Consider the following 23,685-nt stretch of genomic DNA (forward strand, 5'->3'; position numbering starts at 1 on the left):
GCCATGCCGCTCTGACTCACACCGTCATCACGGCCCTCGCGTGCCGGGTACGGGTGGACAATGGGGAGTGAACTCGCCCACGAACCCGGGAGACCCGATGGACTACAACGTCAAGAAGACCGACGACCAGTGGCGCGCTGAACTCGGCGAAGAACAGTTCGCAGTGCTTCGGACCGCCGCGACCGAACGCGCGTGGACCGGTGAGCTCCTCGATGAGAAGCGGTCAGGTCTTTACACCTGTGGCGCGTGCGGCACCGAACTGTTCAAGAGCGGCACGAAGTTCGACTCCGGATGCGGATGGCCGAGCTTCTACGAGTCGATCCGCCCTGACGCGGTGCAGCTGATCGAGGACAATACGCTCGGCATGCAGCGCACCGAGGTCCGCTGCGCGAACTGCGGCTCGCACCTGGGGCACGTGTTCCCTGATGGCTTCGGCACGCCCACAGGCGACCGCTACTGCATGAACTCACTGGCGCTGAACTTCTCCCCCGAGGCTCCCGAGGCGTGAGCGCACTCGATGCCGCGCTCGCGCGACAGTCGTGGTCGAAAGTCACCGAGGTTGCGCCGACCCGCGAAGAGCTGCTGCCGTTGATCGCGGCGGCAGGGCGCGTCGCCGACCACTCCTCGCTGCGCCCCTGGCGACTGATCGAGCTGCGCGGCGATGACCGCGCCCGACTCGGTGAAGCGATCGCGGCGGCACAGGGTGACACGCGTCCGTCATCCAAGCCGCTGCGGGCGCCTCTGCTGATCGCCGTGGTCGCGAGTTTTCGCAAGAGCGACAAAGTGCCGCGCTGGGAGCAGGAGGCCGTGGCATCCGGCGTCGCTCACACTCTGAGCCTGTTGCTCGACGAAGCGGGCTGGGGCGTGATCTGGCGCACGGGCGGCTACACCCGGTCCGAATCCGTCGCCCGCGCGCACGGATTGCAGAAGAACGAGGAGCTGCTGGGGTGGCTCTACGTCGGCGGCAAGCCCGAGAGCAAGAAGCCCGGCCGGCGTGAGCTCGTCGACGCGAACGCACTCTTGAGCCGCTTGCCCCAGACCGCAGAGTGACGGCTCACCGGCGCCGGCGCCGCCATGGCACCGCCACGGCGACGGATGCGGCCGCCACCGCGACCATCGCGATCAGCTGCCAGAATGCGGGGCCGGATGCCGCAGGCCACAGCAGGTCGATCACGACCGAAGTCACGAGCTGACCGAGCACGGATCCGAGACCGAGCAGCAGCACACCGGTATGGGCGACGATCGTCGCACCGAGCAGGATGTAGACGAAGCCGAGCAGGCCGCCCAAGTACAGCCAGGGTTCGGTCGGCAGCGCTCGCGGCATCCCCGCGACAGCAATGCTGATCCCTGCCGCCACGAGCAGTACCAGCGTGCCCGCGATGAAGCTCATCAGCGTCGCCGTCATCGGTGATTGCACGCGCTGAGCGAGCCGGCCATTCGCCGCGGACTGCCATGCGATGCCGAGGCCAGCGAGAAACGGCAGTACGAGAAGAATGAGCGGTGCCGTCGCCAGCACATCACCGCTCAGCGAGATCGCCACCGCGGCGAGCGCGAAAGCTCCGCCGAGCACCCGGCCGGGCGTGACGGCGACGACTCCCGCCGGGCCGATGCCGATCCGATCGAGCAGGAGGCCATGCACGGTCTGTCCCGCCACTACGCCGACAGTGAACAGTGAGACGCCGAGGAGTCCCGCAGTCACGCCCTGCGTCGAGACGGTGAGCGCTCCGCAGGCGCCGCCCAGCAGCATCCAGATCGGGATCCGACGCGTGCGCACGCCGTGCACGAGCCGCGCCGCTCCCGCGCGGGTCTGTGGCAGCGCAACGGTCACCACCAGCAGGAAGACGAGTCCGACGGTGAACGAGATGAGCCCCGCAACGATGCCATCATCGATGCGCATACCGAGCACCCCGTTGATGCGCGCTTGAATCGCCGTCATCGCACCGATCGACACGGCGCCGCCCAACGCCACGGGGGCAGGCAGGTGGCGGGTCGGAGTCACTCGAGCACCCTACCCGAGGCGACTGTCCGTGCTCAGCGCTAGTCTTTCGACATGTGCGCGAGCTACGGACTCGATCCTCGTTTCACCGATGCTGACCTGCTGGCCGAGGCAGATGCCGACATCCTCGAAGGGCTGCGCGCATGGGCTGCGCAGAACGACGGCGAGACGCTGCGTCCCACCGGCAAGAATCTGCGCAACCTCAACCCGCTTATCACTCCCGGAGAAGAACGAGCTGTCCTGGAGCGCGCGTGGTGGGGGTATCTGGTTGATGGCCAGCCGGCGAAGTTCCCCTCCATCAACACGCGCTCAGAGCGCTTGCAGGATCACGCAGGTGCACTTCGGACGCGCGCGATCGTCCCCGCGACCGGCTGGTTCGAGATGCGCAAACCCGAGCGCGTGTGGCATGAGTTCGCGCTCGAAGACGGCGCGCTGTTCGGCATGGCTGCGGTGACGCAGCGCGGCCGCACACCAGACGGGGAATGGGTGACCTGCTACTCGATCGTGATGGCCCCCGCCCCTCCCCACCTCGCAGACGTCCACGACCGGATGCCTGTGCTGATCCCCGCACGAATGAGCGACGAGTGGCTGACAGGGGCTCCCGATCGTGGCCTCATCGATCACGCCCTCGCCGAGTCGGCCGAGATGTCCGAGCGGATAGCTGTCAAACCGGCGTTGTCGCGGCCGTAGTCTTCTCTCATGTCTCCCCTCCTGCTGATCAGTCTTGCTGCGATCCTGCTGTGGTCACTGATCTCGCACCGTTTCGAGCGTTGGGGAGTCGCTGGACCAGCCGGCCTTCTCCTGCTGGGTGCTGCCACCGTCGCATGGGACGTACCCGCGTTCAGCAATGTGCTCGATTCGCACATTGCCGAGAAGTCGGTCGAAGTCATCCTCGCGATCTTGCTGTTCGTCGATGCGACAGAGGTGAAGGGCGGCGTCTTCGGCAAGGAGGGGCGCGTGATCGCGCGCTTGGTGCTCATCGCGCTTCCGCTGTCTCTTGTTCTGGCGTTCCTCGCAGGCGTGTGGATCCTCCCAGAGGCCAGCATCCCGGTGATGGTGGTCATCGCGTGCGTGATCATGCCCACCGATTTCTCCCCCGCGGCCCAGCTCTTGCGCCGCAAGGGCGTCCCGCAACGCGCGCGGCAGATCCTGAACGTCGAGAGCGGTTACAACGACGGGCTCGTCTCTCCCCTCTTCGGCATGTCTCTCGCGCTCGCAGTGCTCTGGACGACGATCTCGCGCACTCCGGAGTCCGAGCTCACCGACGAGGCGATCGAGAAGCCTGTGCTGGAGTTCCTGATCTCGTTCGCCAATGCGGCGCCCTCGACACTCCTCGCGATCGTGATCGGCATGGCTCTCGGATGCGCGGTCGGTTTTGCTGTGCGGTTCGCACGACAGCGAGAGATCGCCAGTGACGTCGGCGCACGCTACGTGATGGTGCTGCTGCCGCTGATCGTGTACGGCGTGGCGAGTCTGCCCCTCTTCAGCGCGAACGGGTTCGTCGCTGCCTTCGTCGCCGGCATCGGCTACCGCCTCACCCGGGTGCGTTCAACCGAGGAGTCCGGCATCGATCACAGCGAGCTTCTCCTGGTCGATGAGGTGGGTGTCCTGGCCGCGAACTTCGTCTGGTTCATGCTCGGGGGCGCCGCAGTCGTGGTCTTCGCCTCGGGATTCGACTGGCGCTTCGTCGTTCTCGCCGTACTCGCTCTCACCCTGATCCGGATGCTGCCGGTCTACCTGTCGCTGATGGGCAGCAAAGTGGTCCCCGCAGACCGCGTCTTCATCGGCGCGCTGGGACCGCGCGGCACCGCCACGATCGTGTTCGGCCTGCTCGCCTACAACGCCCTGCCAGAAGATGAGGGAATGCTGGTCCTGGCGGTCATGGTCGCCACAGTGGTGGGAAGCATCGTGCTGCACGGCGTCGCGGCACCATTGGCGCTGCGACGTCGAGAGTCCGCGTTGCAGCCCTGATCAGGGCAGCAGCTTCGCGTGAAGTGCTGCACGCACGTCAGCGTCCACGCCTGCCCCGTCCAGGTACTCGGTCAGTCCGCCAAACTCGGCGTCTACCCAATCGAGGGTCTCGCTCAGAACTTCACGCGGTGACGACGCCAAGATCGCGATCAGGTCGTCTGTCAGACGGATCCGGAATCGGCGCGCCTTGCGCACCATGCGCTCGGTCCAGGGGCCGGCAAGATTCGCTGCCGTGAGCGCGTAATCGTCGAGGATCGCATCACGATCGACGCCGATGGCTGCAAGAGTGAGCGCGACGACCAGCCCCGTGCGGTCTTTACCCGCCGTGCAGTGCACGAGAACCGGCCCATCGGATGCTGCGATAGCTCGAATCACGGTGCCGAGAAGCTGCTGGTGGCGAGAAAGGATGACGCGGTACGCCTCGGGGAGGGTGATCGTCGTCAGATCGACGCGGCGCGGTACGCCGTCGATGGGCAGACTGATGCGCACGGCGCCGGTACCGCGCAGGCGGTCGCGGCCGCCGATGCGCCGGTCAATGCGCGAGCGCAGATCGATCACTGCGGTGATGCCCAGTTCGGCGATGCGCTGCCGTCCAACGCTGTTGAGCCTGTCCAGCGCGTCAGAACGATACAGACGCCCAGATGCCACCGTTCCGGGCGCGACCGCCCGGAAGTTGGAGGTCCCTGGTACATCGAGACGCGTGACGGCATCGTCCATGGCGCCATGCTAGTGCTCGACTATCGTGGGGCTCACTCACAGATCAGGAGGGCCCATGCCGAGCGACGATGAGATCTCGTGCCCCCGAGCGCTGCGCGACGCCACAAAAGAGTCGCGGTTCGCTGCGCGCTACGCGACGATCGATGAGGTTGCCGAGCTGCTCGGCGTCACTCCGGTCTCGCTGCGTCAGACCATGCGACGCCGAGACGCCGGCGAAGCCTCCAGCGCCAGCGACACCTTCATCGATCCGATCGGCAACGTCTCGGGATACCTCTGGGATCGCGACGATCTGACCCCGGATGCGATCGCCGCATGGCATGATCGGCCCAGGCGCGGGCGGAGGCCGAAGAGCGCACAATAACGCTGCGGTGAATTGGAGCCGACTACGGGATTCGAACCCGTGACATCCTGTTTACAAGACAGTCTCACTCGACTGTGCGGGGATGAGCGCCGGCCGATCCAGCCGCAGAATTCCGGGCATCTACCTATGTGCTCTGATGTTCCCGGCGTGCATTGAATCCGCCTCATAAGGTGCAGGATAAGGTGCAGCGCCGCGCGACCAAGCCGCCTCAAGCAGGCTGGCCGCCGCCTTCTTCCGCTCCTCCAAAGCGTGCGCGTAGACACGGATCAGAACGTTCACGTTCGCATGTCCCAGGATCTCCGCAATGACCGTTAGATCGATGCCCGCGGCGATCATCCGCGACGCCGCCGTGTGGCGCGCCGTGTAGCGCTTCGCATGTGGGAGCCCCGCACTGGTCAGCAGCCGCTTCCACTGCTGAGAGTCGCCCGACGGAGTGATCGGCCACCCAGAGCGCCGCGACGATGTGAACACGAACGAATGCACTACCCCGTCGCCCTCATCCTCATCACGCCATCCTCCCTATGTCGGAATCTTGCTCATCTGCTCGAGCTGCACCTTCCGGTGCTTCTTGAGTGCGTCGGCGAGGTGTCCTGGCATGGGGAGTTTTCGCATGCCCGCATCGGTCTTCGTGTACGGCACGAGGCGCAGCTTGCCCTCGACCGTCTGCAGCTGCTGTCGGACAGCGATGGATCCTTCGTCGAAGTCGACGTGTGGCCATTCGAACGCGATCGACTCCCCCGGCCGCGGCCCGAGCTCCAGGGCCAGCATCCAACGCGACTCGATGTCCGTCCCGGCGAGAGCGGTGTAGATCCGTTCCAGGTCGGCGTCGGAGAAAGGCGGACAGGCTGCGGGTCAGCCTTCGGCGAGGACACGACGAGCTTCGCGACGTTCGTCGGCACCTTCCCGCGCTTCGCCGCGAGCGTCAGGGATGCCCTGATGACGGTGTGCAGTTGGTAGACGGTCGACCCCGCGTACTTCTCCCCGAGGGTCGCGTAGGCGTCCTCGAGGTGTTCGGCGGTGAGCTTCGCGATCGTGACGTCGCCGAGCCATGTCGGCAGGTAGTTGTCGACGGCCTCCTGGTAGCCGGCGTGCGTCTTGATCGTGTGCTCTGGCTGTGTGGCCTTCAACCAGTGCGCGATCCAGTCGGCGAGGCGCGGTGAGCGGCCAACGGCGAGGACGCCCGTGTCGCGTTGATTCTTCAACTCGCGGAGCTTCTGCGCGACTTCGGTCTTCTTCGACCCTGAGGTGTATTTCCGGCGCCCGTTGACGGTGATGTATCCGCGGTATCCGGTGTCGGTCTTGAATATCGACCCGTCGCCCTTCGCTGCTCTGCCCATGATCTCCTGCTTTCAGATGATTACGGCCGCACGGTGCGTCCACTGGCCAATGCCCATGCGTGCGCGGCTGTATGTGATGCCTCGGAGCCGTGTGAGGCAGTGTTCCTCGTATGCGTAGATCGCGTCGACTGAGACGTTGAATTCGTCGGCCAACCAATGCTGGTCTGGATTGAGGCGCTCAAATCTGGTTCCTCGCAATCATGGGCATGGAAGGCGGCGAGTAGCTATAGCGGGTTGTGGTCAGCGACCGCGTGGCCTTCGTTGCAATAGACCTGCATCGGGAGCGCGCATCCGCAACCTGATACGCCCCTAATCACCTCACATAGCCCAGCGATGAGCCTGCACACCATCCCAGCGCAGCGCGTCTCCGTGCGCACGTCCTCGTCGGGAACGGTAGAGGGGGATATCAGCGATGATGCCAACGACTAAGAGTGCGACTCCGACCCCGAGGATTGCTATCGCTGCGGGCATGGCGCGTGGGATCGCGTGCTCCCCATCGGGGAGCCCCGCACGCGCCAAAGGCGGGCTCCCCGATGGGGAGCCCCGCCTTTTGTCTTCGGTCGCTAGCTGCGAGCGCGGCGACGGGCCGCGATCAGCGCGACGCCACCGGTGAGCAGCGCGAGCGCTGCAATCGACCCAAGCACCGGAGCAAACGCGTCAGCGCCCGTGTTGGCCAGAACGGGCTTGGTGTTCGCGCTGGGCGTCACCCCGGGGGTGGTCGGCGTCGTACCGCCACCGGGCGTGGGGCCCGGTCCCGGCTCGGGCGCCGGAGCTGCCGCCACGGTAAATGCTACGACCGTCGCCGCCGAGGTGCGGTCGTTCAGCGTCTGCGTTGCCGAGAGCTGGTACGAGCCGGGAACGAGTCGCTTGCCGAAGTCGACCGTCCATGCGCCGTCGACGACCGTCGCAGTGTATGAACCAGTGACGGCGCCCGTGAGCTCGACTGCCATTGTTGCACCGTTGACGCCGGTGCCTGCTGCGCCCGTCGGGCCTGCATCGTGTGCAAACTCGCTGCCGCCCGCGATCGAGGTGACTGCGGGCGCCACGGGGTGTGCTTCAAGGACCGTGAGCGCGTAGCTGGTGGGGTCCGACTTGCTGAGGCCGTTGACTGCCTTCAGCGTGTGGGTGTAGGTGCCTGGGGTTCCCGGAGCCGTGAAGGTGAATGCACCGCTCGTGACGGGCACGGTGAACGTCGCGCCGGCACCCGAGATCTCAACGCTTTCGGAGCCTGCAGCCGTGCCTGAAATGACGGCGCCTGCTTCAACGCTCGAGCCCGCAGCGGGGGTGGTGACGATGGGAGCCGCAATGTCGAGGGCGACCTCGTAGCCGCCGGTCGTCGGCAGTGCGTGCACGAGCGAGGTCGACCAGGTGAACTGTTCAATATCTCTGTCGGGATCAGCCGGAGAACCACCGCTGATCACGCCGACTGCCGTGTTGCCCTGTATTACCGAGCCGCCAGAGTCGCCCGGGGCGGCGAGCACGTTGCTCTGGAAGCCGCGAACCCACTTGCCAGCAATGAGTGACCAGCCATCGACGAGGTGAGATGCCTTGACTTCGCCGGAGGTGAAGCCTGTCGTGCGACCACTCTTCGAAACCGTGCCCACGACGGGAGCCCCTGAAGCGCTGACACTGATCGTGCTGGCCGCGAGTGAATCGCTCGAGTCGCCCGCGGTCGTCCAGTCGGTCACCGCGGGAAGCGGCACGTAACCAGATGCTGGATCGATCGTGATCACAGAAATGTCGGTGGCCTCCGGATCGCCGTTTGTTCCTGGCGTTCCGCCAGCGCCGCCGTACTGGTAGAACCCGAAGTCACCGAGCTCGGGGGTTCCCTCGATGACAATGTACCCTGGGCCGCCTGCTGCGGGGTCCTCAGACGGACTGGACAGCACCAGGGCGGTCGTCGGCGCGCAGTGGCCCGCGCTAAGTAAAGCCGGGTCACCCGAGGGGCTCCAGGCTGCGAATCCGATCGAGCAGGGGAATGCTTCGTCGTCTGGCTCCAGGCCGAGGTAGCCCTGGCCACCCACGACATCGCTAGCCGCAAACGCGACCGGAGTCTCGGAGACCTTGACAATCTCGGCGCTCGGCATCCCTGCGTCCGCGGCGAACTTTTCAACCGTCGCTTCGCCCTCCGGCGTAGCGACGCTTTCTTCGGTCGCCACGACTACGTCATCGCCCGAGGCGTTTACGCCGAAGGCGACAATCTCTGCGTCCCCCTTGTCGGCCTGCTTAAACGCAGCGAGAACGTCCGCGGGCGGTGCGTCGGTAGTGGCGTGCTCGGGAGCAGCTGATTCCTCCGCGAATGCCGGCTGCGTGAGAAATAGGCTTCCCATCCAGAGGGCAGTCACTGCGGTCAACGCGAGGTATCGTCGAGCTCCTGATGGGCTTTTGGGGGCCATTACGTGTGGTCTCCTTTGATCATGCTGGTCACGCCAGGAGGCGCCCCACAGGAGAGTACAACACTCCCGGAAACTTAGTTCAGCATCACGACAAGACCCCCGCACCTGGCTTCGGCTGGGTGCGGGGGTCTCTCGTCGTGCATGGGCGCTATCGGCAAGCGATCTCGACATCGACCCCGGTTTTCGCGAGCTCGCTGGATGCGGCAGAAAGCCGCTCGCTGTCACCAGCGCGCAGGGCAATCAGCATCTCATCCATTCCTTCGAGAATGAGGCGATGGGGTTCGACCATTTTTCCTTGGGGCTCAAGCTCCCGGAGGGGTTCGAGATAGCCTTCGATCTCGTCAGCTGCCGCTTCGAGCGCTGGTGCGCTCAGCGGCTGCGCAATAGTGTCGGAAGCCGGGATGACCGGCGCTAAGAGAGTGATGCGGCGCACGATTTCACCATACCGACCAGTCGCGCTCAGATCTTCCTGACGGATAGCATCTGCCACCCATCAGGCACCTTGCTCTGCAGGGTGTCCATGTCGTCGGCTTCGATCTCCCGCACATCGTCACGGCGGACGATCATGGCATCCGCGGTGAACGTACCGTCTCGGTTCAGGACTGGCGGCACCTTTGCGATATCCCACCCGCCTGGGACGTCGCGCATCACGACGTCATCGTCCGGGCAGTGCGGCTGCGCACCGAAGTCGAGATCCTCCATCCCGACAGCGTATGGCTGGGCGGAACGGGACGCTACTAGTTCGCGATGAACACGAACGGTGATCCGCCGAGAGAACCGGTCTTCACTTCGCGGCCATCGATCTCCGACGTCTGGCCGAGGCCGTCGTCAAGCAGCAGTGCCACGGCGTACTGATCGGACTTGTCCGAGAAGACCTTCGGCACGACGCACAGTAGGCCGTCTGCGCCCGCTCCGACGTCGATCATGATGCCTGAGTCGTCCGCGTTCACACCCGCGGCGCTGCCACCGCATTCCTCGGCGACAGAATCGAGCGACGCCGCACAGCCGGTGAGCACGAGCGTGCCGGTAAGCGCGAACGCGGCGACGAATCGCGAGGTCGTCTTCATGATCGTGAGCACAGCGGGAGCGCAGCGTTTCGCGCATAGGGTGCAGAATACGGTGCAGCCACTCCCCCACGACTGCTGGAGGCGACCGCAAAACTGCGACTGATCAGGTCATAATTTGGAGCCGACTACGGGATTCGAACCCGTGACATCCTGTTTACAAGACAGGTGCTCTACCAGCTGAGCTAAGTCGGCGAACGTCCTACAGCTTAGCGAGCCGTAGGAGCGGTTCGGAAACCGAGACAGTGTCTACTGCGCAGGAGTCTCCGTGGCGGCAGGCGTCGGTGTGGGGCTGGGCGTCGCGTCCGTATCGCTGGCGACCGTGAGCACGAACTGCGAGAACTCAGCGGGGTCAGTCAGCGAACCGACATACGGCTGTCCGTTGACAACGATCATCGGGGCGCTGGTGAGAGTGAGGTCATCAGACCCCTCAAGCGGACCTTCGAGCGCGCGCGAAGTCGCCTCCTTCGCCCAGGTGATGAAGTCGCCTTCTTCGATGCACTCGCGGACGGCCTTCGGAGTGTTCGCGCCGACCGCCACCGCGAGGTCAGCGAGCTCAACGTCTGTGCGTCCGCTGCTGTCGACCTTCGGCTGGTCGACGAGGAGCTCGTGGTTATAGGCGTAGAACTGCTCCGGCGAGTACGTGGCGACGCATGCAGCCGCGGCAGCAGCTCGGAGCGAGTACTTGGTGCCGTTGGAGCTCGCCGTGAGCATCGAGACCGGGTGGTACGTGACCTCAACCGCGCCCTCGTTGATCCATCCGGCGAGCTGACGGGTGTTGGCTCGCTCGAACTCGCCCGCACCGGGCGAGAGGTAGTCCACGTAGACGTGGACATCGACAGCGGGAGCAGTCGCCTCTGGGTCGGGGGTTGCGGTCTCGCTGCCCGCACCGCTCTCCGTCGGAACCGGCGTAGAGGGGACGGTCTCAGCATCCGTCTTCGTGATGCTGCTCACCACGATTCCGTCGCCGTCCATCCCGCGCGGATTCAGAACGGGCTTGGACACCGTCGAGGTCACAGCGAGCGTCACGGCGGTACCGATCGCCCCCACAGCGACGATGGCGACAGCGCCGATGATGATCCTTCGCATGAGGCGCGCCCTGGACTGCTGGGCGTGCACCTGCTGGGCCTTCTCCCGAACCGCCTCACGGGAATCGCGAGAGTCCGGGACGTTCGGCGTTTCCTCGCTCGACATCGTTCCTCTTGAAAGTCAGTGGTCGGGGACGGGCTCCCCTTCGCCCGCAGAACACGCTCTTGCGGAGTGTGCAGGGACGTTTCGATGGTAATCAGACATGCTGGGAAATACCCAGGTGCGCGCATCCATGCCATACTTATCACGGCCCGAAGGCGGGCCACGGCGGGTAGACCCCACCGCATCCATCACAACGGATCGTCCGGCACGTACCTGCCGGTGAAGGAGAAAACAATGGCATCTGTCACGTTCGATGACGCCACACGGCTCTACCCCGGCGGAACCCGCCCGGCAGTCGACAAGCTGAACCTCGAGGTCGCTGATGGCGAATTCCTCGTCCTGGTCGGTCCATCCGGCTGTGGAAAGTCCACCTCGCTGCGCATGCTCGCCGGCCTCGAAGAGGTCAACGAAGGCCGCATCATGATCGGTGACCGCGACGTCACCGACGTGCCGCCGAAGGACCGCGACATCGCAATGGTCTTCCAGAACTACGCGCTGTACCCGCACATGACCGTTGCCGAGAACATGGGCTTCGCCCTGAAGATCGCCGGCATCGGCAAGGAAGAGCGTGCCACTCGCGTGCTCGAGGCCGCCAAGCTCCTCGATCTCGAGGAGTACCTCACCCGCAAGCCGAAGGCGCTCTCCGGCGGTCAGCGTCAGCGTGTCGCGATGGGCCGCGCTATCGTCCGTCAGCCGCAGGTGTTCCTCATGGACGAGCCGCTGTCGAACCTTGACGCCAAGCTCCGCGTCCAGACCCGTACGCAGATCGCATCCCTGCAGCGCCGCTTGGGCGTCACCACGGTTTACGTGACGCACGACCAGACTGAGGCCCTCACCATGGGTGACCGCATCGCGGTCCTCAAGGATGGTCTGCTCCAGCAGGTCGGCTCGCCTCGTGACCTGTACGAGAAGCCCGAGAACGTCTTCGTCGCTGGGTTCATCGGCTCCCCCGCCATGAACCTCTTCTCGGCTGACCTCGCCGAGGGCGGCGTGCGCTTCGGCACAGAGGTCGTCGGTCTTGACCGCGACACTGTCGGCCGTGCGAACGGCAGCCAGGTCACGGTCGGCGTACGCCCCGAGGACATCGTCGTCGGACCCGCTGACGGCAAGGGCCTCTCGGTCACCGTCGACCTGGTCGAGGAGCTCGGCGCGGACGGCTACCTGTACGGTCACACCGAGATCAACGGCAAGCGCACGGACCTCGTCGCACGCGTCGACGGCCGCAACCACCCGAACGCGGGCGAGACCGTCACGCTGGCCGCCAGCGTTGGACACGTGCACGCTTTCGACATCGAGTCCGGCGTCCGCCTGAACGACAAGCCGGTCATCGCATCCTGACCTCGTCATGAATGCGGCGCGGGCTGACCTCTTGGTCGCCCGCGCCGCGTCGTTTCCGAGAGACGTCGCAACGGACGTCGTTTCAGAGGGGCAATAATGCAGGACGCACTTCGCATCACCGCGAGCAAAGTCAATCCCGAGCTGCTGGCGCTGCCGTGGTCGATCTCTCTCGCCAAGTGGCCGTCGGAGCGCATCGTCTCCCTCCCCAAAGGCCTGTCTCGCCATCTGGTCCGTTTCGCGGATCTCTCCGGTCGCGTCGTCGCGGTGAAAGAGACCACCGCAGAGATGGCGCAGCGCGAGTACGAGATGCTCGGCAACCTCCGCCGACTCGACGTGCCCTGCGTCGATCGCGTCGCGGTGATCGCCGGGCGAACGGATGCTGACGGGACAGCCCTTCCCGCAGCCCTTGTGACCGCGCACCTGCGCTTCTCAATGCCTTACCGCGCGCTGTTCACGCGCGTACTACGCCCCGACACCGCAACCCGTCTGGTCGACGCGCTGGCAGTGCTTCTGGTGCGTCTGCACAACGTCGGCTTCTACTGGGGTGACGTATCGCTGTCGAACACGCTGTTCCGGCGCGACGCCGGCGCATTCGCCGCTTACCTGGTGGATGCCGAGACCGGTGAGCTCCACGAAGAGGGCCTGACCGAGGGCCAGCGTCTGTATGACCTGGATCTCGCCCGCACCAATGTCGCCGGCGAGATCATGGACCTCGCCGCCGGTGGGCGCCTCGAGCACGGCGTGGATGCCGTCGCCATCGCCGACGGCATCGTCTCGTCGTATCACTCGCTGTGGGCAGCCCTCACCGCTCAGGAGTCGTTCTCAGCGAACGAGACGTGGCGGATCACCGAGCGCGTCGAACAGCTCAATGCCCTCGGCTTCGACATCGACGAGATGTCGATGTCGACCACGGCCGATGGCACCGTCGTGCAGATCCAGCCGAAGGTCGTGGATGCTGGACACCACCAGCGTCGGCTCATCCGACTCACCGGGCTCGATGTCGAAGAGAACCAGGCCCGCAGGCTGCTGAATGATCTCGACGAGTTCCGCGCTCGCTCCAAGAAGGAGTGGGCCGATGAAGAAATGTACGCGCACGAGTGGCTCACGCGCGTGTTCGAACCCGTGGTTCGCGCGATTCCGTACGACCTGCGAGCGAAGCTCGAGCCCGCCGAGGTCTTCCACCAGGTGCTCGAACACCGGTGGTACCTGTCGCAGGCGAGTGGCCGCTCGGTACCACTCGCCGAGGTGCTGACGTCTTACATCAACGACGTCCTGAGGCACCGCCGCGACGAGGCCACGATCATGGGCCCGCCGACCGAGACGATGTCACTCCCCGTGGTCACCGGCACGATGCCGGTGACCGACGAGGAGAACGAGGTCGACTGGCGCGATCTGGTCTGACTAGTACCCGACGGCGAAGTTCTCGCGCTGGTGCTTCGGGTTCTCGATCTCGTCGACGAATGCGACTCCGAAGTCGGGACCCGAGATGAACGAGTCACCCTTCTCATCCGTGACCAGAACCGGGCCGCCGTCACGATAGATGCCGGTGCGCTCACCGGGGTTCCATGCACCGAACCCACCGGCCGGGTGGACGAAGAACCAGTCGCGTCCGGTCGTGTCTGCCTGGAGATCCTCGAGGACACCGATCGCCTCGAACGCCTCGGGCTTGATCTCGTCGGGGAAGTCCGTGTCGATCAGTCGCGCACCGCCCGGTGCGACCTGGCTTCCTCCTGCGCCGCCGACGACTCCGACCCGCACGTTCTCGGGAAGGGCCGCGACGAGCTCTGCCGTCGCTGCACGAACCTTGCCGACCATGTCGCCACGCGGCGAAAGCGCCTGAATGACGACATCCGCCTCACCGATCTGACTGACGATCGTGGGAACATCGAGGATATTGCCTTCGAGATAGATGGCACCCTCGACACGCTCAGCGGGAAGCGACCGCGCGATCGAGACCGCCGAGTGACCACGCGAGACAGCCTCGGCGACGATGTGCGATCCGGCGTAACCGGTTCCTCCGATGACGACGATACGTGTCATCCCTGATTCCTCACCGTGGCGATCTGATACAGCGCGACGGACGCTGCGATACCGGCGTTCAGCGACTCTGTGGCTGCAGATATCGGGATCGAGACGATCTGATCGCAGTTCTCGGTCACCAGACGCGAGAGCCCTTTGCCCTCGGAACCCACCACGACCACGACGGGCCGGTCAGCGAGTTCGAGGTCCGGAAGCGATACGTCTCCCCCGCCGTCGAGTCCGATGACGAAGACACCCTGCTTCTTGAATTCCTTGAGCTGGGTGGTGAGGTTGGTCGCCATCGCCACGGGAAGACGTGCGGCAGCACCGGCACTGGTCTTCCACGCAGCCGAGTTCACTCCAGCCGAGCGGCGCTGCGGAAGGATGATGCCGTGGCCGCCGAAAGCGGCCGTCGAGCGGATGATCGCTCCGAGGTTGCGCGGGTCAGTGATTCCATCGAGCGCGACGAACAGCGGAACCTCACCGCGATCGATCACCTTCTCAAGCAGGTCCTGGGGGTGCGCGTACTCATAGGGCGGAACCTTCAGCGCGACGCCCTGGTGGACGCCGTCGAAGCCGGCCATGCGGTCAAGCTCCTGACGAGTGACCTCGAGCACCGGGATGCCGCGGTGCGTGGCGATCGACAGCATCTCCTTGACGCGGTCGTCCATCTCCACACGCTGCGCGATGTAGAACGCCGTCGCGGGGATCTTCGTGCGAAGGGCCTCGAGCACCGAGTTGCGACCGGTCACGTTCTCGGTGTCGTCGCCGGCCTTCGCCTTGGGCGAGCGGTTCGGGTTGCCCCCTCCGCTGCGGCCGCCCGCACCGGGCGCGCGCCCCTTGCCGCCTGATGCCGCATACCTCTCGGCGGCAGCCTTGCGCTTGCCTGCCGGGTGCCAGGCGCGGTCCTCCGCCTTCGGGGTGGGCCCACGGCCTTCGAGCGACTTGCGCCCGAGTCCGCCGGTGCCCTTGAGCGGGCCCTTCTTCTTGCCGTTGCTTGCGCCGGGGCGCGGTGGCTTAGCCATCAATACTCCAATGAGTTCCGGCCGGAGTATCCTCCAGCGTGATTCCTGCGGCAGCGATCGCATCGCGAATGCGATCTGCGGCCGCCCAGTCCTTGTCGGCGCGCGCTGCGGTGCGCTGCGTGATCATCGTCTGCACGAGTGCATCGAGAGCGGATGCCTCGGCGCCTCCTGCCGTCTTCCACTGCACAGACAGTGGGTTGATGCCGAGCATGTTCGTCATATCGATCACATCGGAGACATCCAGTCGCGCTTCTTCGAGGCGTCCAGCATCCATATGCGCATTGCCGGAGCGAACGCTCTCATGGATCACCGCAATCGCGCGCGGGACGGCGAGGTCGTCGTCCATCGCCTCGAAGAATGCGGTCGGCACCCCCTCTTCGCGCGGCGCCCCCGAGGCCGGCGCAACACGCTCGGCTCGCTCGAGGAACGTGCGGATGCGGTCGACCGCTGCCTCTGCCTCTGCCCACGAGGACTCCGTCAGATCGAGGCTCGAGCGGTAGTGCGCCGCTGCCAGAGCGTAGCGAACGACCAGCGGATCGCGCTCAGCAAGCACGTCGGCTGCGAGGGTGAAGTTACCGAGCGACTTCGACATCTTCTGGCCGCCGACGGTCACCAGCCCGTTGTGCATCCAGTAGCGCGCGAACCCATCGCCCGCTGCTGTCGATTGCGCGAGCTCGTTCTCGTGGTGCGGGAAGCGCAGGTCTAGCCCGCCGCCATGAATGTCGAACTCCGCGCCGAGGTAGCGCTTCGACATCGCCGAGCACTCAATGTGCCAACCGGGACGGCCAGCGCCCCAGGGCGAGTCCCACACGGCATCTTCCGGCTCTCCCGGTTTCACACCCTTCCAGAGGGCGAAGTCCTGCGGATTGCGCTTGCTGCGAGGATCCGCATCCTGTGCAGCCTCCATCGCATCGAGCGACTGGTGGGTGAGTACACCGTACTCGGGCCAGGAGCGCACATCGAAATAGACATCTCCCGAGCCATCGGGAGCCGGGTACGCATTCCCGTGCTCGATCAGGGTCTGGATGAGTTCCTGCATCTGCGGGATGGATGCCGTCGCCCGTGGCTCGTATGTGGGCGGCAGAATGCCGATGCCTTCGTAGGCAGCGGTGAATTCCTGCTCCATGCGATAGGCCAGTGCCCACCATGGTTCGGTTGCCGTCGCGTTCGCAAGCACCTTGTCGTCGATATCAGTGACATTGCGCACGAAGCTCACCCGCCCGTAGCGGCGCGTGAGCCAGCGACGCAGAAGGTCAAAGCTCAGAGCAGCACGGACATGCCCGATATGGGGTCCCGACTGCACAGTGGGCCCGCACACGTACATCGTGATGTTCTCGGGGTCGAGAGGCACGAAATCGCGCAGTTCATGCGCGCGGGTGTCGTAGAGGCGGAGTGTCACTGCTCTAGCGTACCGGGGACGACCAGCGCAACAGCTGTGACTGCGACGCCTTCGCCTCGCCCTGTGAAGCCCAGGCCGTCGGTCGTCGTCGCTGAGATCGAAACGGCCACTCCCCCGAGAGCGGCTGAGAGCGCGGTCTCTGCCTCGGCTCGGCGCCGAGTGAAGCGGGGCCGGTTGGCTTGCAGCTGCACCGATACGTTGCCGATCGAGAAGCCTGCGTCGGCGAGGATCTGCCGGGTGCGTGCGAGAAAGACGTCGCCGTGCGCGCCGGCGTATTCCGGATGCGATGTGCCGAAGTGCTCACCGATATCGCCGAGACCGGCCGCCCCCAGCAGCGCATCGACGATCGCGTGCGCCACGACATCTCCGTCGGAATGTCCCGACAGTGCCGGCTCCCCCGGCCACTGCAGGCCAGCGAGCCACAGGTCGCCGTCGCCGCCGAAGGCGTGCACGTCCGTGCCGACGCCGACGCGCGGGAGCGGTGCGGGTGCGCGGCCGCGCTTCAGAAGCTGGCGCGCGCGATCGAGATCTGCGGGAGTCGTGATCTTGAACGCGAGCTCGGAGCCCCGAATGTGCGCAACGGGGTGACCGGCTGCGGCGAACAGCGCGGCATCATCGGTGTATTCGGCTCCGGATTCACGCGCTGCAGCGTAGGCCGCTTCGAGAAGCGATCGCGGGAATCCCTGCGGGGTCTGCGCGGCGACGAGTGCGGAGCGATCCACCGCCTCGATGATGTCTACGCCAGCAACGCGCTTGAGCGTGTTGACGACAGGGAGCGCGGGAATGACTCCCGACTCGGCGGTGACAGCATCCGCGACTGCGTCGATCTGCGCAGGAGTTGTGAGCGCACGCGCAGCGTCGTGCACGAGCACCGTGGCGATGTGGCCCCAGAGAGCGTGGAGCCCCGCTGCCACGGACTGCTGCCGGGTCTCGCCTCCGGTGACGACTATCCCGAGGTTCGCACGGTCGCCAGCGGCGGCTCGCATCTCAGTCTCGGCATCGCCCTCGTGCCCTGCGGGCGCGACGATGATCACTTGGGCTGGCGACGCCGCGAAGACGCCGTCGAGCGCATGACGAAGCACGGAGCGCCCATCAATGCCGATGAAAGCCTTCGGCGCAGCAGCGCCGAGGCGCGTGCCGGAACCGGCCGCGACGACGATGATCGCCGTCGTCGGCACAGGGATAAGAGTCACGCTCTCACTTTAGCGAGAGACGTCCGCGCCTCAGGAGGCGAGGACCTCATCGAGCAGAACGCCAGCCTTGTCCTCGTCGCACTTCTCTGCGAGTGCGAGTTCGGAGATAAGAATCTGACGCGCCTTGGCGAGCATGCGCTTCTCACCCGCTGAAAGCCCGCGATCCTGATCGCGACGCCACAGGTCGCGAACGACCTCGCTGACCTTGATCACATCGCCAGAGGCGAGCTTCTCAAGGTTTGCCTTGTAACGACGTGACCAGTTGGTGGGCTCTTCCGTGAACGGCGCACGCAGCACCTCGAACACGTTGTCAAGGCCCTCCTGGCCGATGACATCGCGGACGCCGACCAGGTCGACGTTCTCTGCAGGCACCTCGATGATCAGGTCGCCCTGGGTGACATTGAGCTTCAGATACTTCTTCGTCTCGCCCTTGATGACGCGATCCTTGACCTCGATAATCGTCGCGGCCCCATGGTGCGGATAGACGACAGTCTCGCCAACCTCAAAAAGCATAAAATCGTGTCCTTTCGGCAACCTCCAGAATACCACAGGCAACATGCGCTAAGGTTTGCTCCCGCATGTTCCAGCGGAGCTGAACCATACCCATAGAATGGACTCGACATCCCATAGCTCCAGGAGGACTCGTGAAATCGCGCCTTGTAGCGTCTGCCGCCCTCAGCGCCCTCGTCCTGCTCGGGACGACCGGGTGCACGTTCCTCACACCGCAGGCGACCTCGATCGATCCGTACAACGTCTCAGATGGCGTGAACGTGCCCGATTCTGAGGGTCCGCTCGACATCCGAAACGCGATGGTCATCGCGACAGAAGACGGATCGACTGGCAACCTCATCGCCGCGATCGTCAACACCACCGACAAGGCTGAGGTTCTCACGGTCGAGATCGAGGGCCTCGAGCCCCTCACCGTCCGCGTCGGCGCCGGCGACACTGTCAGCCTCGGCGCGACCACTGACCCGCTGCGCATCGATGACCTCGACACGATGCCCGGCGCAACGATCCCGATGTACTTCCAGTCCGGTGATGCCACCGGCAGCGTCACTGAGGTTCCCGTTCTCGACGGGACTCTTCCGGAGTACGCGGACCTGGTGCCCGAAGCGGACTGACCGCACGAACGCGAAAGAGGCCGGCACCCATCGGGTGGCCGGCCTCTTTCGCGTTCTCAACCGGCGAAGCGGTATCCGAGTCCGCGCACGGTTACCAGCATCACGGGCTCGCTGGGGTTCTCCTCGATCCGAGACCGGATTCGTTTGATGTGCACATCGAGGGTCTTGGTGTCGCCGAAGTAGTCACTCCCCCACACGCGATCAATGAGCTGTCCGCGGGTGAGCACGCGCCCAGCATTTCGCATGAGCACCTCCAGCAGCTCGAACTCCTTGAGTGGCATGTTGATCTCGTCACCGGCGACGGCCACAGTGTGCCGGTCGATGTCGAGAGAGACGCGCCCTCCCTCGAGCACGCGCTCTTCGAGTTCTTCATCGGGTTGAGTCACCCGCCGTAGCACCGCGCGCATCCGGGCGAGCAGCTCGCGCGACGAATACGGCTTGGTGACATAGTCATCGGCGCCCAATTCGAGCCCTACGACGATGTCCACTTCGGAGTCCTTTGCGGTGACCATGATGATCGGCACGCTCGAGCTGGTGCGGATCTGCCGGCAGACCTCGGTCCCCGGCATCCCCGGCAGCATGAGATCGAGCAGGACGACATCTGCTCCACGCTCACGGAACGCCGTCAGCGCCCCCGGGCCGTCCTCGGCGATCTCCACTTCGAATCCTTCACGCCTAAGCAGGTACGCGAGGGGATCGGCGAGGTCTGGCTCGTCCTCGACGATAAGGATGCGGGTCATGCGTGCTCTCCTTTTCGAGCGGTCACGGACGATGCTCCTCTGGAACTCGTCCGAGTGCGCTTCTGCTTGGTCTTCTTGGCAGTATCCTCTGGCACCGGCGCATCGATGCGCGGCAGCACCATGGTGAACGTCGATCCGCGCCCTGGGCGCGACCACACCCGCACGTCTCCTCCGTGCCGGTGTGTGGCGTGCTTGACGATCGACAACCCCAGCCCTGTTCCGCCTGTGCGGCGAGATCGCGCTTCATCGGCGCGATAGAAGCGTTCGAAGATGCGCTCGCGATCGGTCTCACTGATGCCGATGCCCTGGTCGGAGACGGCGATCTGAACCGTGTCAAGGTCGACCTTCACGCCGACGCCCACGCGCGATGACTTCGGCGAGTAGACGATCGCGTTGGCGATGAGGTTGCCGACCGCCTCGATGAGGATCTGCACGTCGCCGCGGATGTAGGCACCGCGATCACCGCCCCGCACGAGTTCAACGCTCGCGGAGTCGGCCTGCACCGCGTGCGCCTCAATGGATGCGGCAATGACCTCGTCAACCGAGACAGGGTCGAACTCTGTCACGCCATCCGCGGCCTGCAGGCGCGAGAGACTCATGATGCGCCCGGTGAGCTGGCCGAGCCTGGTCGCCTCCGCAGAGATCCGCGACGCGAAGACCCGCACCTGCTGTGGGTCATCTGCCGCGGACTCGATCGCCTCCGCGAGCAGAGTGACCGCCCCCACCGGCGTCTTCAGCTCATGGCTCGTGTTCGCGACGAAGTCACGGCGCACCTGATCAAGCCGTTCCTGTTCTGTGACATCTCTGATGATCAGCAGAATCAGCCGGGCACCCAGCGCGCTCGCACGCGCTGAGACCAATCGCGGATCCAGGCCTCCCGGCGAACGCGAGAGACGGATGGCCTCTGTCGTGGACACTCCGCTCGATCGCACCGTTCGCACAAGCTGACGGAGCTCGGCGTTATCCAGCGTCGCACCGACATCGATCCCGAACCGCGTCGCGGAATGAGAGTTCGCGAGCACCAGCCCCGAAGCATCCAGGACGCACGCGGCGTCGTCCATGCTCGCGAGCACCTCTGCGATTCCCTGCGGCACGTCGGAGGATGTCGCATGCGCCGTTCGCGCTTTTGCACGATACGCCCACGCGAAGATCGCACAGAGCACGACGCCGATCACCAGACCGACAGCGAGGGCGATGAGCGCGATAGTCCCCTGGGTCATGTCTTCAGCGTAGAGCGCGTTCACCTCTGCTTCAGCGCGCTTTCACATCGGGCCCCAGGATCGAGAACTACTATTCACGTACTGGGCACCATTCGTTAACCTTCAGCGAGCACAATCGCAGAGAGCGCGCGAGCACCGTCGTGCCCTCAACGGCCGTCGCATTCTGCCGAGCCCCGAACGAAAGGTTGCGCCGCTCATGCGCGAAGTCTTCCACCAGTCCCTCGAGGACATCCAGTCTCGGCTCGTCGAGATCGCCGACCTCGTCACCGTCGCGATCGACAAGGCCACTCGAGCCTTCCGCAACAGCGATGTCGCTCTGGCGGAGGAGGTCATCGCCGATGACGCGAAGATCGATGAGCTGGCAGTCGTGCTCGACGAGCTGGCCATCGAGATTCTCGCTCGCCAGCAGCCGGTGGCCCGCGACCTGCGCATCGTCGTCTTCGCATTGCGCGTGAGCGCATCGCTGGAGCGCATGGGTGACATGGCTGAGCACATCGCTCAGCTCGCACGGCTGCGCTTCCCCGAGCGTGCGATTCCCAAGGGCCTCAAGGGCACGTTCTCGAAGATGGGCGAGCTCGACGTCGATATCGCGCGCACACTGTCCGAATTGCTGCACAGCCAGGACCTGCGCCTGGCAGACCAGATCCGCAACGCCGATGACGACGTGGATGAGTTGCACGCGCGCGTGTTCGAGAAGGTACTCAGTGACAACTGGAAGGGCGAGGCGACCGCGACCGTCGATGCGACGCTCGCCAGCCGCTACCACGAGCGTTTCGCAGACCACGCTGTCGCGATCGCGAAGAAGGTCGTCTACCTCGCCACCGGCGACTGGGCGGTCGAAGAGCACGACATTCCGCTGGCTGCCGAAGCCCACGCGCTCATGGAAGAGAAGTCGGCTGGTAAGGGCTGATCCCTCGTCTTACCGCTGAACCCCCGTCGCGCTGTCTCACCAGCACGGCGGGGGTTCGGTGTTGAAGCGTGAGGTTACTTCTTGCCCTGCGAAGCAACGGCTGCAGCACCCGCAGCGGCAGCGGCAGGATCGAGGTAGCGTCCGGGTCCGGTGGGGACGTTGTTGTCGTCCAGCTCATACACCAGCGGGATGCCCGTAGGGATGTTGAGCTCGGCGATGTCTGCATCGCTGATGCCATCGAGGTGCTTGACCAGCCCGCGCAGCGAGTTTCCGTGCGCGGTGACGAGGACGGTCTTGCCTGCTTCGAGGTCGGGAACGATCGCGTCGTTCCAGTAGGGCAGCAGCCGGTCGATGACGAGCTTCAGGGACTCAGTACGGGGAACTTCTCCGTCGATGCCGGCGTAGCGCGGGTCGTTCACCTGGCTGAACTCGCTGTCGTCGTCGAGCACGGGCGGCGGAACGTCGAAGGAGCGGCGCCACAGCTGGAACTGCTCAGGGCCGAACTCTTCGAGAGTCTGTGCCTTGTCCTTGCCCTGCAGTGCACCGTAGTGGCGCTCGTTCAGGCGCCAGGAACGCGTGACGGGGATCCAGAGGCGGTCAGCGGAATCCAGCGCGATGTCAGCGGTCTGGATGGCACGGCTGAGGAGCGAGGTGTGCAGAACGTCGGGCAGGATGCCGGCCTCTGCCAGCAGCTCGCCGCCGCGACGGGCCTCGTTCTTGCCCTTCTCTGTGAGGCGGACATCCACCCAGCCGGTGAAGAGGTTCAGTTCGTTCCACTCGCTCTGGCCGTGGCGGAGCAGGATGAGAGTGCGCGTCATGGGCCCAGTCTATCGAGAGCACACCAGGGCGATGGCAGGATGGACCCATGGCGTCATCTCCCCTCGGACACCCCACTCGGGGTACGACGGGCACCAACAGACTCCGCCGGAATGACCGCTGGATCGCAGCATCGGCAGCCTTTCGCACCGCGGCCGATCCTCTCGTCATAGATCTGGGTTTCGGCGCGAGCGGTGTCACCGCCTTCGAACTCGCGACAAGGTTAACGAAGGTGCGCACTGACGCCGAGGTGATCGGCTTCGAACTCGATCCCGCACGAGTGGCGACCGCGCAGACCCAGCTCGACGACGTTCGCGCGGGACTCACGAACTTCTCCCCCGATCTTCACGTTTCGTTCGCACGCGGCGGATTCGAAGTTCCACTCCCCGCCGGACGCCGCCCCGCAGCGATCCGCGCCATGAACGTGCTTCGCCAGTATGACGAGGCAGACGTGCCCGACGCCTGGGCGTCGATGGCTGCCCGCCTCTCTCCCGGCGGCATGCTGTTCGAGGGAACCTGTGACGAGATCGGACGCATCGCCACCTGGGTGGATGTCTCCTCCGCAGGCAGACCTGAGCGCTTCACACTCTCGTTGCGATTGGCAGAACTCGAGCGCCCTGGGATCGTCGCCGAGCGGCTGCCGAAAGCACTGATCCACCGGAACGTTCCCGGTGAGCGCATCCACGATCTGCTCACTGCGCTCGATCGAGAATGGGAGCGCGCGGCACCGCTGTCGACGTTCGGGGCGACGCAGCGCTTCCTTGCCACCGTCACAGCTCTGAAGAGCCAGGGATGGCCCGTGATCGGCGGTCGCAGCAGATGGCGGCTCGGTGAACTCACCGTGTCCTGGGACTCGGTTGCGCCGAGATAG

General features: G+C 65.2%; 27 protein-coding genes and 1 tRNA gene. 10 read left to right on the forward strand and 18 right to left on the reverse strand.

Features of this window, described 5'->3' with window-relative positions; genetic code table 11:
• The first annotated feature begins 97 nt into the window (after nt 1–97).
• Together msrB and ACTU6U_RS10855 are read left to right on the forward strand one after the other, a co-directional pair.
• Nucleotides 98–508: a peptide-methionine (R)-S-oxide reductase MsrB gene (gene msrB, locus ACTU6U_RS10850; RefSeq protein WP_443469238.1), complete on the forward strand. Its 411-nt coding sequence runs from the start codon at nt 98–100 to the stop codon at nt 506–508.
• A complete protein-coding gene (locus tag ACTU6U_RS10855; RefSeq protein ID WP_443469124.1) occupies nt 505–1,050 on the forward strand; it encodes a nitroreductase family protein in 546 nt (181 codons plus the stop codon). Before msrB ends, ACTU6U_RS10855 begins: the two co-directional genes overlap by 4 nt.
• Nucleotides 1,051–1,054: 4 nt before the next feature.
• On the opposite strand, the gene ACTU6U_RS10860 is transcribed toward ACTU6U_RS10855, so the two are convergent.
• The gene (locus ACTU6U_RS10860) at nt 1,055–1,969 is read right to left on the reverse strand and encodes a DMT family transporter (protein WP_443469239.1); all 915 of its coding nucleotides are present in this window, start codon (nt 1,967–1,969) and stop codon (nt 1,055–1,057) included.
• 81 nt (nt 1,970–2,050) lie between these two features.
• Here ACTU6U_RS10860 and ACTU6U_RS10865 point away from each other — a divergent pair, with 81 nt between their 5' ends.
• Together ACTU6U_RS10865 and ACTU6U_RS10870 are read left to right on the forward strand one after the other, a co-directional pair.
• Nucleotides 2,051–2,686 (forward strand): SOS response-associated peptidase family protein, encoded by a 636-nt coding sequence (locus ACTU6U_RS10865; protein WP_443469125.1) that lies wholly within the window; start codon nt 2,051–2,053, stop codon nt 2,684–2,686.
• Nucleotides 2,687–2,695: 9 nt separating this feature from the next.
• On the forward strand, nt 2,696–3,967 hold the full coding sequence (locus ACTU6U_RS10870) for a cation:proton antiporter (protein WP_443469126.1): 1,272 nt from the start codon (nt 2,696–2,698) through the stop codon (nt 3,965–3,967).
• Here the strand turns inward: ACTU6U_RS10870 and ACTU6U_RS10875 are convergent, their stop codons facing one another.
• Nucleotides 3,968–4,684, reverse strand: a complete 717-nt coding sequence (locus ACTU6U_RS10875; RefSeq protein ID WP_443469127.1) for a tyrosine-protein phosphatase — start codon at nt 4,682–4,684, stop codon at nt 3,968–3,970.
• A 55-nt stretch (nt 4,685–4,739) separates the two neighbouring features.
• Between ACTU6U_RS10875 and ACTU6U_RS10880 the strand changes: the two genes are divergently transcribed.
• Entirely contained in the window at nt 4,740–5,045 is a 306-nt protein-coding gene (locus ACTU6U_RS10880) for a hypothetical protein (protein WP_443469128.1), read from the forward strand.
• A 120-nt stretch (nt 5,046–5,165) separates the two neighbouring features.
• On the opposite strand, the gene ACTU6U_RS10885 is transcribed toward ACTU6U_RS10880, so the two are convergent.
• From ACTU6U_RS10885 to ACTU6U_RS10920, 8 genes are all read right to left on the reverse strand, one after another.
• The gene (locus tag ACTU6U_RS10885; protein WP_443469129.1) at nt 5,166–5,528 is read right to left on the reverse strand and encodes a tyrosine-type recombinase/integrase; all 363 of its coding nucleotides are present in this window, start codon (nt 5,526–5,528) and stop codon (nt 5,166–5,168) included.
• Nucleotides 5,529–5,564: 36 nt separating this feature from the next.
• Nucleotides 5,565–5,813: a site-specific integrase gene (locus tag ACTU6U_RS10890; RefSeq protein WP_443469130.1), complete on the reverse strand. Its 249-nt coding sequence runs from the start codon at nt 5,811–5,813 to the stop codon at nt 5,565–5,567.
• A 1,132-nt stretch (nt 5,814–6,945) separates the two neighbouring features.
• On the reverse strand, nt 6,946–8,736 hold the full coding sequence (locus ACTU6U_RS10895; protein WP_443469131.1) for a S1 family peptidase: 1,791 nt from the start codon (nt 8,734–8,736) through the stop codon (nt 6,946–6,948).
• A 190-nt stretch (nt 8,737–8,926) separates the two neighbouring features.
• Nucleotides 8,927–9,268 carry a hypothetical protein gene (locus tag ACTU6U_RS10900; protein WP_443469132.1) on the reverse strand — a complete coding sequence of 114 codons (342 nt, stop codon included), beginning with the start codon at nt 9,266–9,268 and terminating at the stop codon, nt 8,927–8,929.
• On the reverse strand, nt 9,238–9,480 hold the full coding sequence (locus ACTU6U_RS10905) for a hypothetical protein (protein WP_443469133.1): 243 nt from the start codon (nt 9,478–9,480) through the stop codon (nt 9,238–9,240). Before ACTU6U_RS10905 ends, ACTU6U_RS10900 begins: the two co-directional genes overlap by 31 nt.
• A gap of 35 nt (nt 9,481–9,515) precedes the next feature.
• Nucleotides 9,516–9,845 carry a hypothetical protein gene (locus ACTU6U_RS10910; RefSeq protein WP_443469134.1) on the reverse strand — a complete coding sequence of 110 codons (330 nt, stop codon included), beginning with the start codon at nt 9,843–9,845 and terminating at the stop codon, nt 9,516–9,518.
• A gap of 116 nt (nt 9,846–9,961) precedes the next feature.
• Nucleotides 9,962–10,037 (reverse strand) — tRNA-Thr (locus ACTU6U_RS10915).
• Between the two features lie 54 nt (nt 10,038–10,091).
• Nucleotides 10,092–11,036 (reverse strand): DsbA family protein, encoded by a 945-nt coding sequence (locus ACTU6U_RS10920; RefSeq protein WP_443469135.1) that lies wholly within the window; start codon nt 11,034–11,036, stop codon nt 10,092–10,094.
• A gap of 231 nt (nt 11,037–11,267) precedes the next feature.
• On the opposite strand from ACTU6U_RS10920, the gene ACTU6U_RS10925 reads away from it, so the two are divergent.
• Together ACTU6U_RS10925 and ACTU6U_RS10930 are read left to right on the forward strand one after the other, a co-directional pair.
• Complete coding sequence (locus ACTU6U_RS10925; RefSeq protein WP_443469136.1) at nt 11,268–12,371, forward strand: ABC transporter ATP-binding protein; 1,104 nt, start codon at nt 11,268–11,270, stop codon at nt 12,369–12,371.
• Between the two features lie 96 nt (nt 12,372–12,467).
• Complete coding sequence (locus tag ACTU6U_RS10930) at nt 12,468–13,772, forward strand: DUF4032 domain-containing protein (RefSeq protein WP_443469137.1); 1,305 nt, start codon at nt 12,468–12,470, stop codon at nt 13,770–13,772.
• Here the strand turns inward: ACTU6U_RS10930 and ACTU6U_RS10935 are convergent, their stop codons facing one another.
• Genes ACTU6U_RS10935 through ACTU6U_RS10955 form a run of 5 tightly spaced genes read right to left on the reverse strand, consistent with a single transcriptional unit; the run spans nt 13,773 to nt 18,520 of the window.
• On the reverse strand, nt 13,773–14,411 hold the full coding sequence (locus ACTU6U_RS10935) for an NAD(P)-dependent oxidoreductase (protein ID WP_443469138.1): 639 nt from the start codon (nt 14,409–14,411) through the stop codon (nt 13,773–13,775).
• Nucleotides 14,408–15,415 carry a 23S rRNA (guanosine(2251)-2'-O)-methyltransferase RlmB gene (gene rlmB / locus ACTU6U_RS10940; RefSeq protein WP_443469139.1) on the reverse strand — a complete coding sequence of 336 codons (1,008 nt, stop codon included), beginning with the start codon at nt 15,413–15,415 and terminating at the stop codon, nt 14,408–14,410. The genes ACTU6U_RS10935 and rlmB overlap by 4 nt, the downstream gene beginning before the upstream one ends.
• The gene (gene cysS / locus ACTU6U_RS10945) at nt 15,408–16,814 is read right to left on the reverse strand and encodes a cysteine--tRNA ligase (protein WP_443469140.1); all 1,407 of its coding nucleotides are present in this window, start codon (nt 16,812–16,814) and stop codon (nt 15,408–15,410) included. Before cysS ends, rlmB begins: the two co-directional genes overlap by 8 nt.
• Entirely contained in the window at nt 16,811–18,007 is a 1,197-nt protein-coding gene (ispD, locus tag ACTU6U_RS10950) for a 2-C-methyl-D-erythritol 4-phosphate cytidylyltransferase (RefSeq protein WP_443469141.1), read from the reverse strand. The genes cysS and ispD overlap by 4 nt, the downstream gene beginning before the upstream one ends.
• 30 nt (nt 18,008–18,037) lie before the next feature.
• Nucleotides 18,038–18,520, reverse strand: coding sequence for a CarD family transcriptional regulator (locus ACTU6U_RS10955; RefSeq protein WP_417510974.1), 483 nt, complete (start codon nt 18,518–18,520; stop codon nt 18,038–18,040).
• A 131-nt stretch (nt 18,521–18,651) separates the two neighbouring features.
• Here ACTU6U_RS10955 and ACTU6U_RS10960 point away from each other — a divergent pair, with 131 nt between their 5' ends.
• A complete protein-coding gene (locus ACTU6U_RS10960; protein WP_443469142.1) occupies nt 18,652–19,128 on the forward strand; it encodes a DNA modification methylase in 477 nt (158 codons plus the stop codon).
• A gap of 56 nt (nt 19,129–19,184) precedes the next feature.
• Here the strand turns inward: ACTU6U_RS10960 and ACTU6U_RS10965 are convergent, their stop codons facing one another.
• A complete protein-coding gene (locus ACTU6U_RS10965) occupies nt 19,185–19,868 on the reverse strand; it encodes a response regulator (protein WP_443469143.1) in 684 nt (227 codons plus the stop codon).
• Nucleotides 19,865–21,088, reverse strand: a complete 1,224-nt coding sequence (locus ACTU6U_RS10970) for a sensor histidine kinase (RefSeq protein WP_443469144.1) — start codon at nt 21,086–21,088, stop codon at nt 19,865–19,867. Before ACTU6U_RS10970 ends, ACTU6U_RS10965 begins: the two co-directional genes overlap by 4 nt.
• A 196-nt stretch (nt 21,089–21,284) precedes the next feature.
• On the opposite strand from ACTU6U_RS10970, the gene phoU reads away from it, so the two are divergent.
• Nucleotides 21,285–21,998: a phosphate signaling complex protein PhoU gene (gene phoU / locus ACTU6U_RS10975; RefSeq protein WP_443469145.1), complete on the forward strand. Its 714-nt coding sequence runs from the start codon at nt 21,285–21,287 to the stop codon at nt 21,996–21,998.
• A gap of 74 nt (nt 21,999–22,072) precedes the next feature.
• Here the strand turns inward: phoU and ACTU6U_RS10980 are convergent, their stop codons facing one another.
• A complete protein-coding gene (locus ACTU6U_RS10980) occupies nt 22,073–22,816 on the reverse strand; it encodes a phosphoglyceromutase (RefSeq protein WP_443469146.1) in 744 nt (247 codons plus the stop codon).
• Nucleotides 22,817–22,863: 47 nt separating this feature from the next.
• On the opposite strand from ACTU6U_RS10980, the gene ACTU6U_RS10985 reads away from it, so the two are divergent.
• Complete coding sequence (locus ACTU6U_RS10985) at nt 22,864–23,685, forward strand: class I SAM-dependent methyltransferase (protein ID WP_443469147.1); 822 nt, start codon at nt 22,864–22,866, stop codon at nt 23,683–23,685.

The sequence above is a fragment of the Microbacterium zouquanmingi genome (assembly GCF_052266695.1).
Classification (GTDB): domain Bacteria; phylum Actinomycetota; class Actinomycetes; order Actinomycetales; family Microbacteriaceae; genus Microbacterium.

What these genes read in the sequence shown, in the direction of transcription:
- ACTU6U_RS10935 (WP_443469138.1), bottom strand. Translation starts at nt 14,411, where the DNA reads ATGACACGTATCGTCGTCATCGGAGGAACCGGTTACGCCGGATCGCAC.
- ACTU6U_RS10965 (WP_443469143.1), bottom strand. Translation starts at nt 19,868, where the DNA reads ATGACCCGCATCCTTATCGTCGAGGACGAGCCAGACCTCGCCGATCCC.
- ACTU6U_RS10875 (WP_443469127.1), bottom strand. Translation starts at nt 4,684, where the DNA reads ATGGACGATGCCGTCACGCGTCTCGATGTACCAGGGACCTCCAACTTC.
- ACTU6U_RS10920 (WP_443469135.1), bottom strand. Translation starts at nt 11,036, where the DNA reads ATGTCGAGCGAGGAAACGCCGAACGTCCCGGACTCTCGCGATTCCCGT.
- phoU (WP_443469145.1), top strand. Translation starts at nt 21,285, where the DNA reads ATGCGCGAAGTCTTCCACCAGTCCCTCGAGGACATCCAGTCTCGGCTC.
- ACTU6U_RS10870 (WP_443469126.1), top strand. Translation starts at nt 2,696, where the DNA reads ATGTCTCCCCTCCTGCTGATCAGTCTTGCTGCGATCCTGCTGTGGTCA.
- ACTU6U_RS10925 (WP_443469136.1), top strand. Translation starts at nt 11,268, where the DNA reads ATGGCATCTGTCACGTTCGATGACGCCACACGGCTCTACCCCGGCGGA.
- ACTU6U_RS10905 (WP_443469133.1), bottom strand. Translation starts at nt 9,480, where the DNA reads ATGGAGGATCTCGACTTCGGTGCGCAGCCGCACTGCCCGGACGATGAC.
- ACTU6U_RS10910 (WP_443469134.1), bottom strand. Translation starts at nt 9,845, where the DNA reads ATGAAGACGACCTCGCGATTCGTCGCCGCGTTCGCGCTTACCGGCACG.
- ACTU6U_RS10930 (WP_443469137.1), top strand. Translation starts at nt 12,468, where the DNA reads ATGCAGGACGCACTTCGCATCACCGCGAGCAAAGTCAATCCCGAGCTG.
- ACTU6U_RS10970 (WP_443469144.1), bottom strand. Translation starts at nt 21,088, where the DNA reads ATGACCCAGGGGACTATCGCGCTCATCGCCCTCGCTGTCGGTCTGGTG.
- rlmB (WP_443469139.1), bottom strand. Translation starts at nt 15,415, where the DNA reads ATGGCTAAGCCACCGCGCCCCGGCGCAAGCAACGGCAAGAAGAAGGGC.
- ACTU6U_RS10880 (WP_443469128.1), top strand. Translation starts at nt 4,740, where the DNA reads ATGCCGAGCGACGATGAGATCTCGTGCCCCCGAGCGCTGCGCGACGCC.
- ACTU6U_RS10980 (WP_443469146.1), bottom strand. Translation starts at nt 22,816, where the DNA reads ATGACGCGCACTCTCATCCTGCTCCGCCACGGCCAGAGCGAGTGGAAC.
- ACTU6U_RS10865 (WP_443469125.1), top strand. Translation starts at nt 2,051, where the DNA reads ATGTGCGCGAGCTACGGACTCGATCCTCGTTTCACCGATGCTGACCTG.
- ACTU6U_RS10985 (WP_443469147.1), top strand. Translation starts at nt 22,864, where the DNA reads ATGGCGTCATCTCCCCTCGGACACCCCACTCGGGGTACGACGGGCACC.
- ACTU6U_RS10890 (WP_443469130.1), bottom strand. Translation starts at nt 5,813, where the DNA reads ATGCTGGCCCTGGAGCTCGGGCCGCGGCCGGGGGAGTCGATCGCGTTC.
- msrB (WP_443469238.1), top strand. Translation starts at nt 98, where the DNA reads ATGGACTACAACGTCAAGAAGACCGACGACCAGTGGCGCGCTGAACTC.
- ACTU6U_RS10955 (WP_417510974.1), bottom strand. Translation starts at nt 18,520, where the DNA reads ATGCTTTTTGAGGTTGGCGAGACTGTCGTCTATCCGCACCATGGGGCC.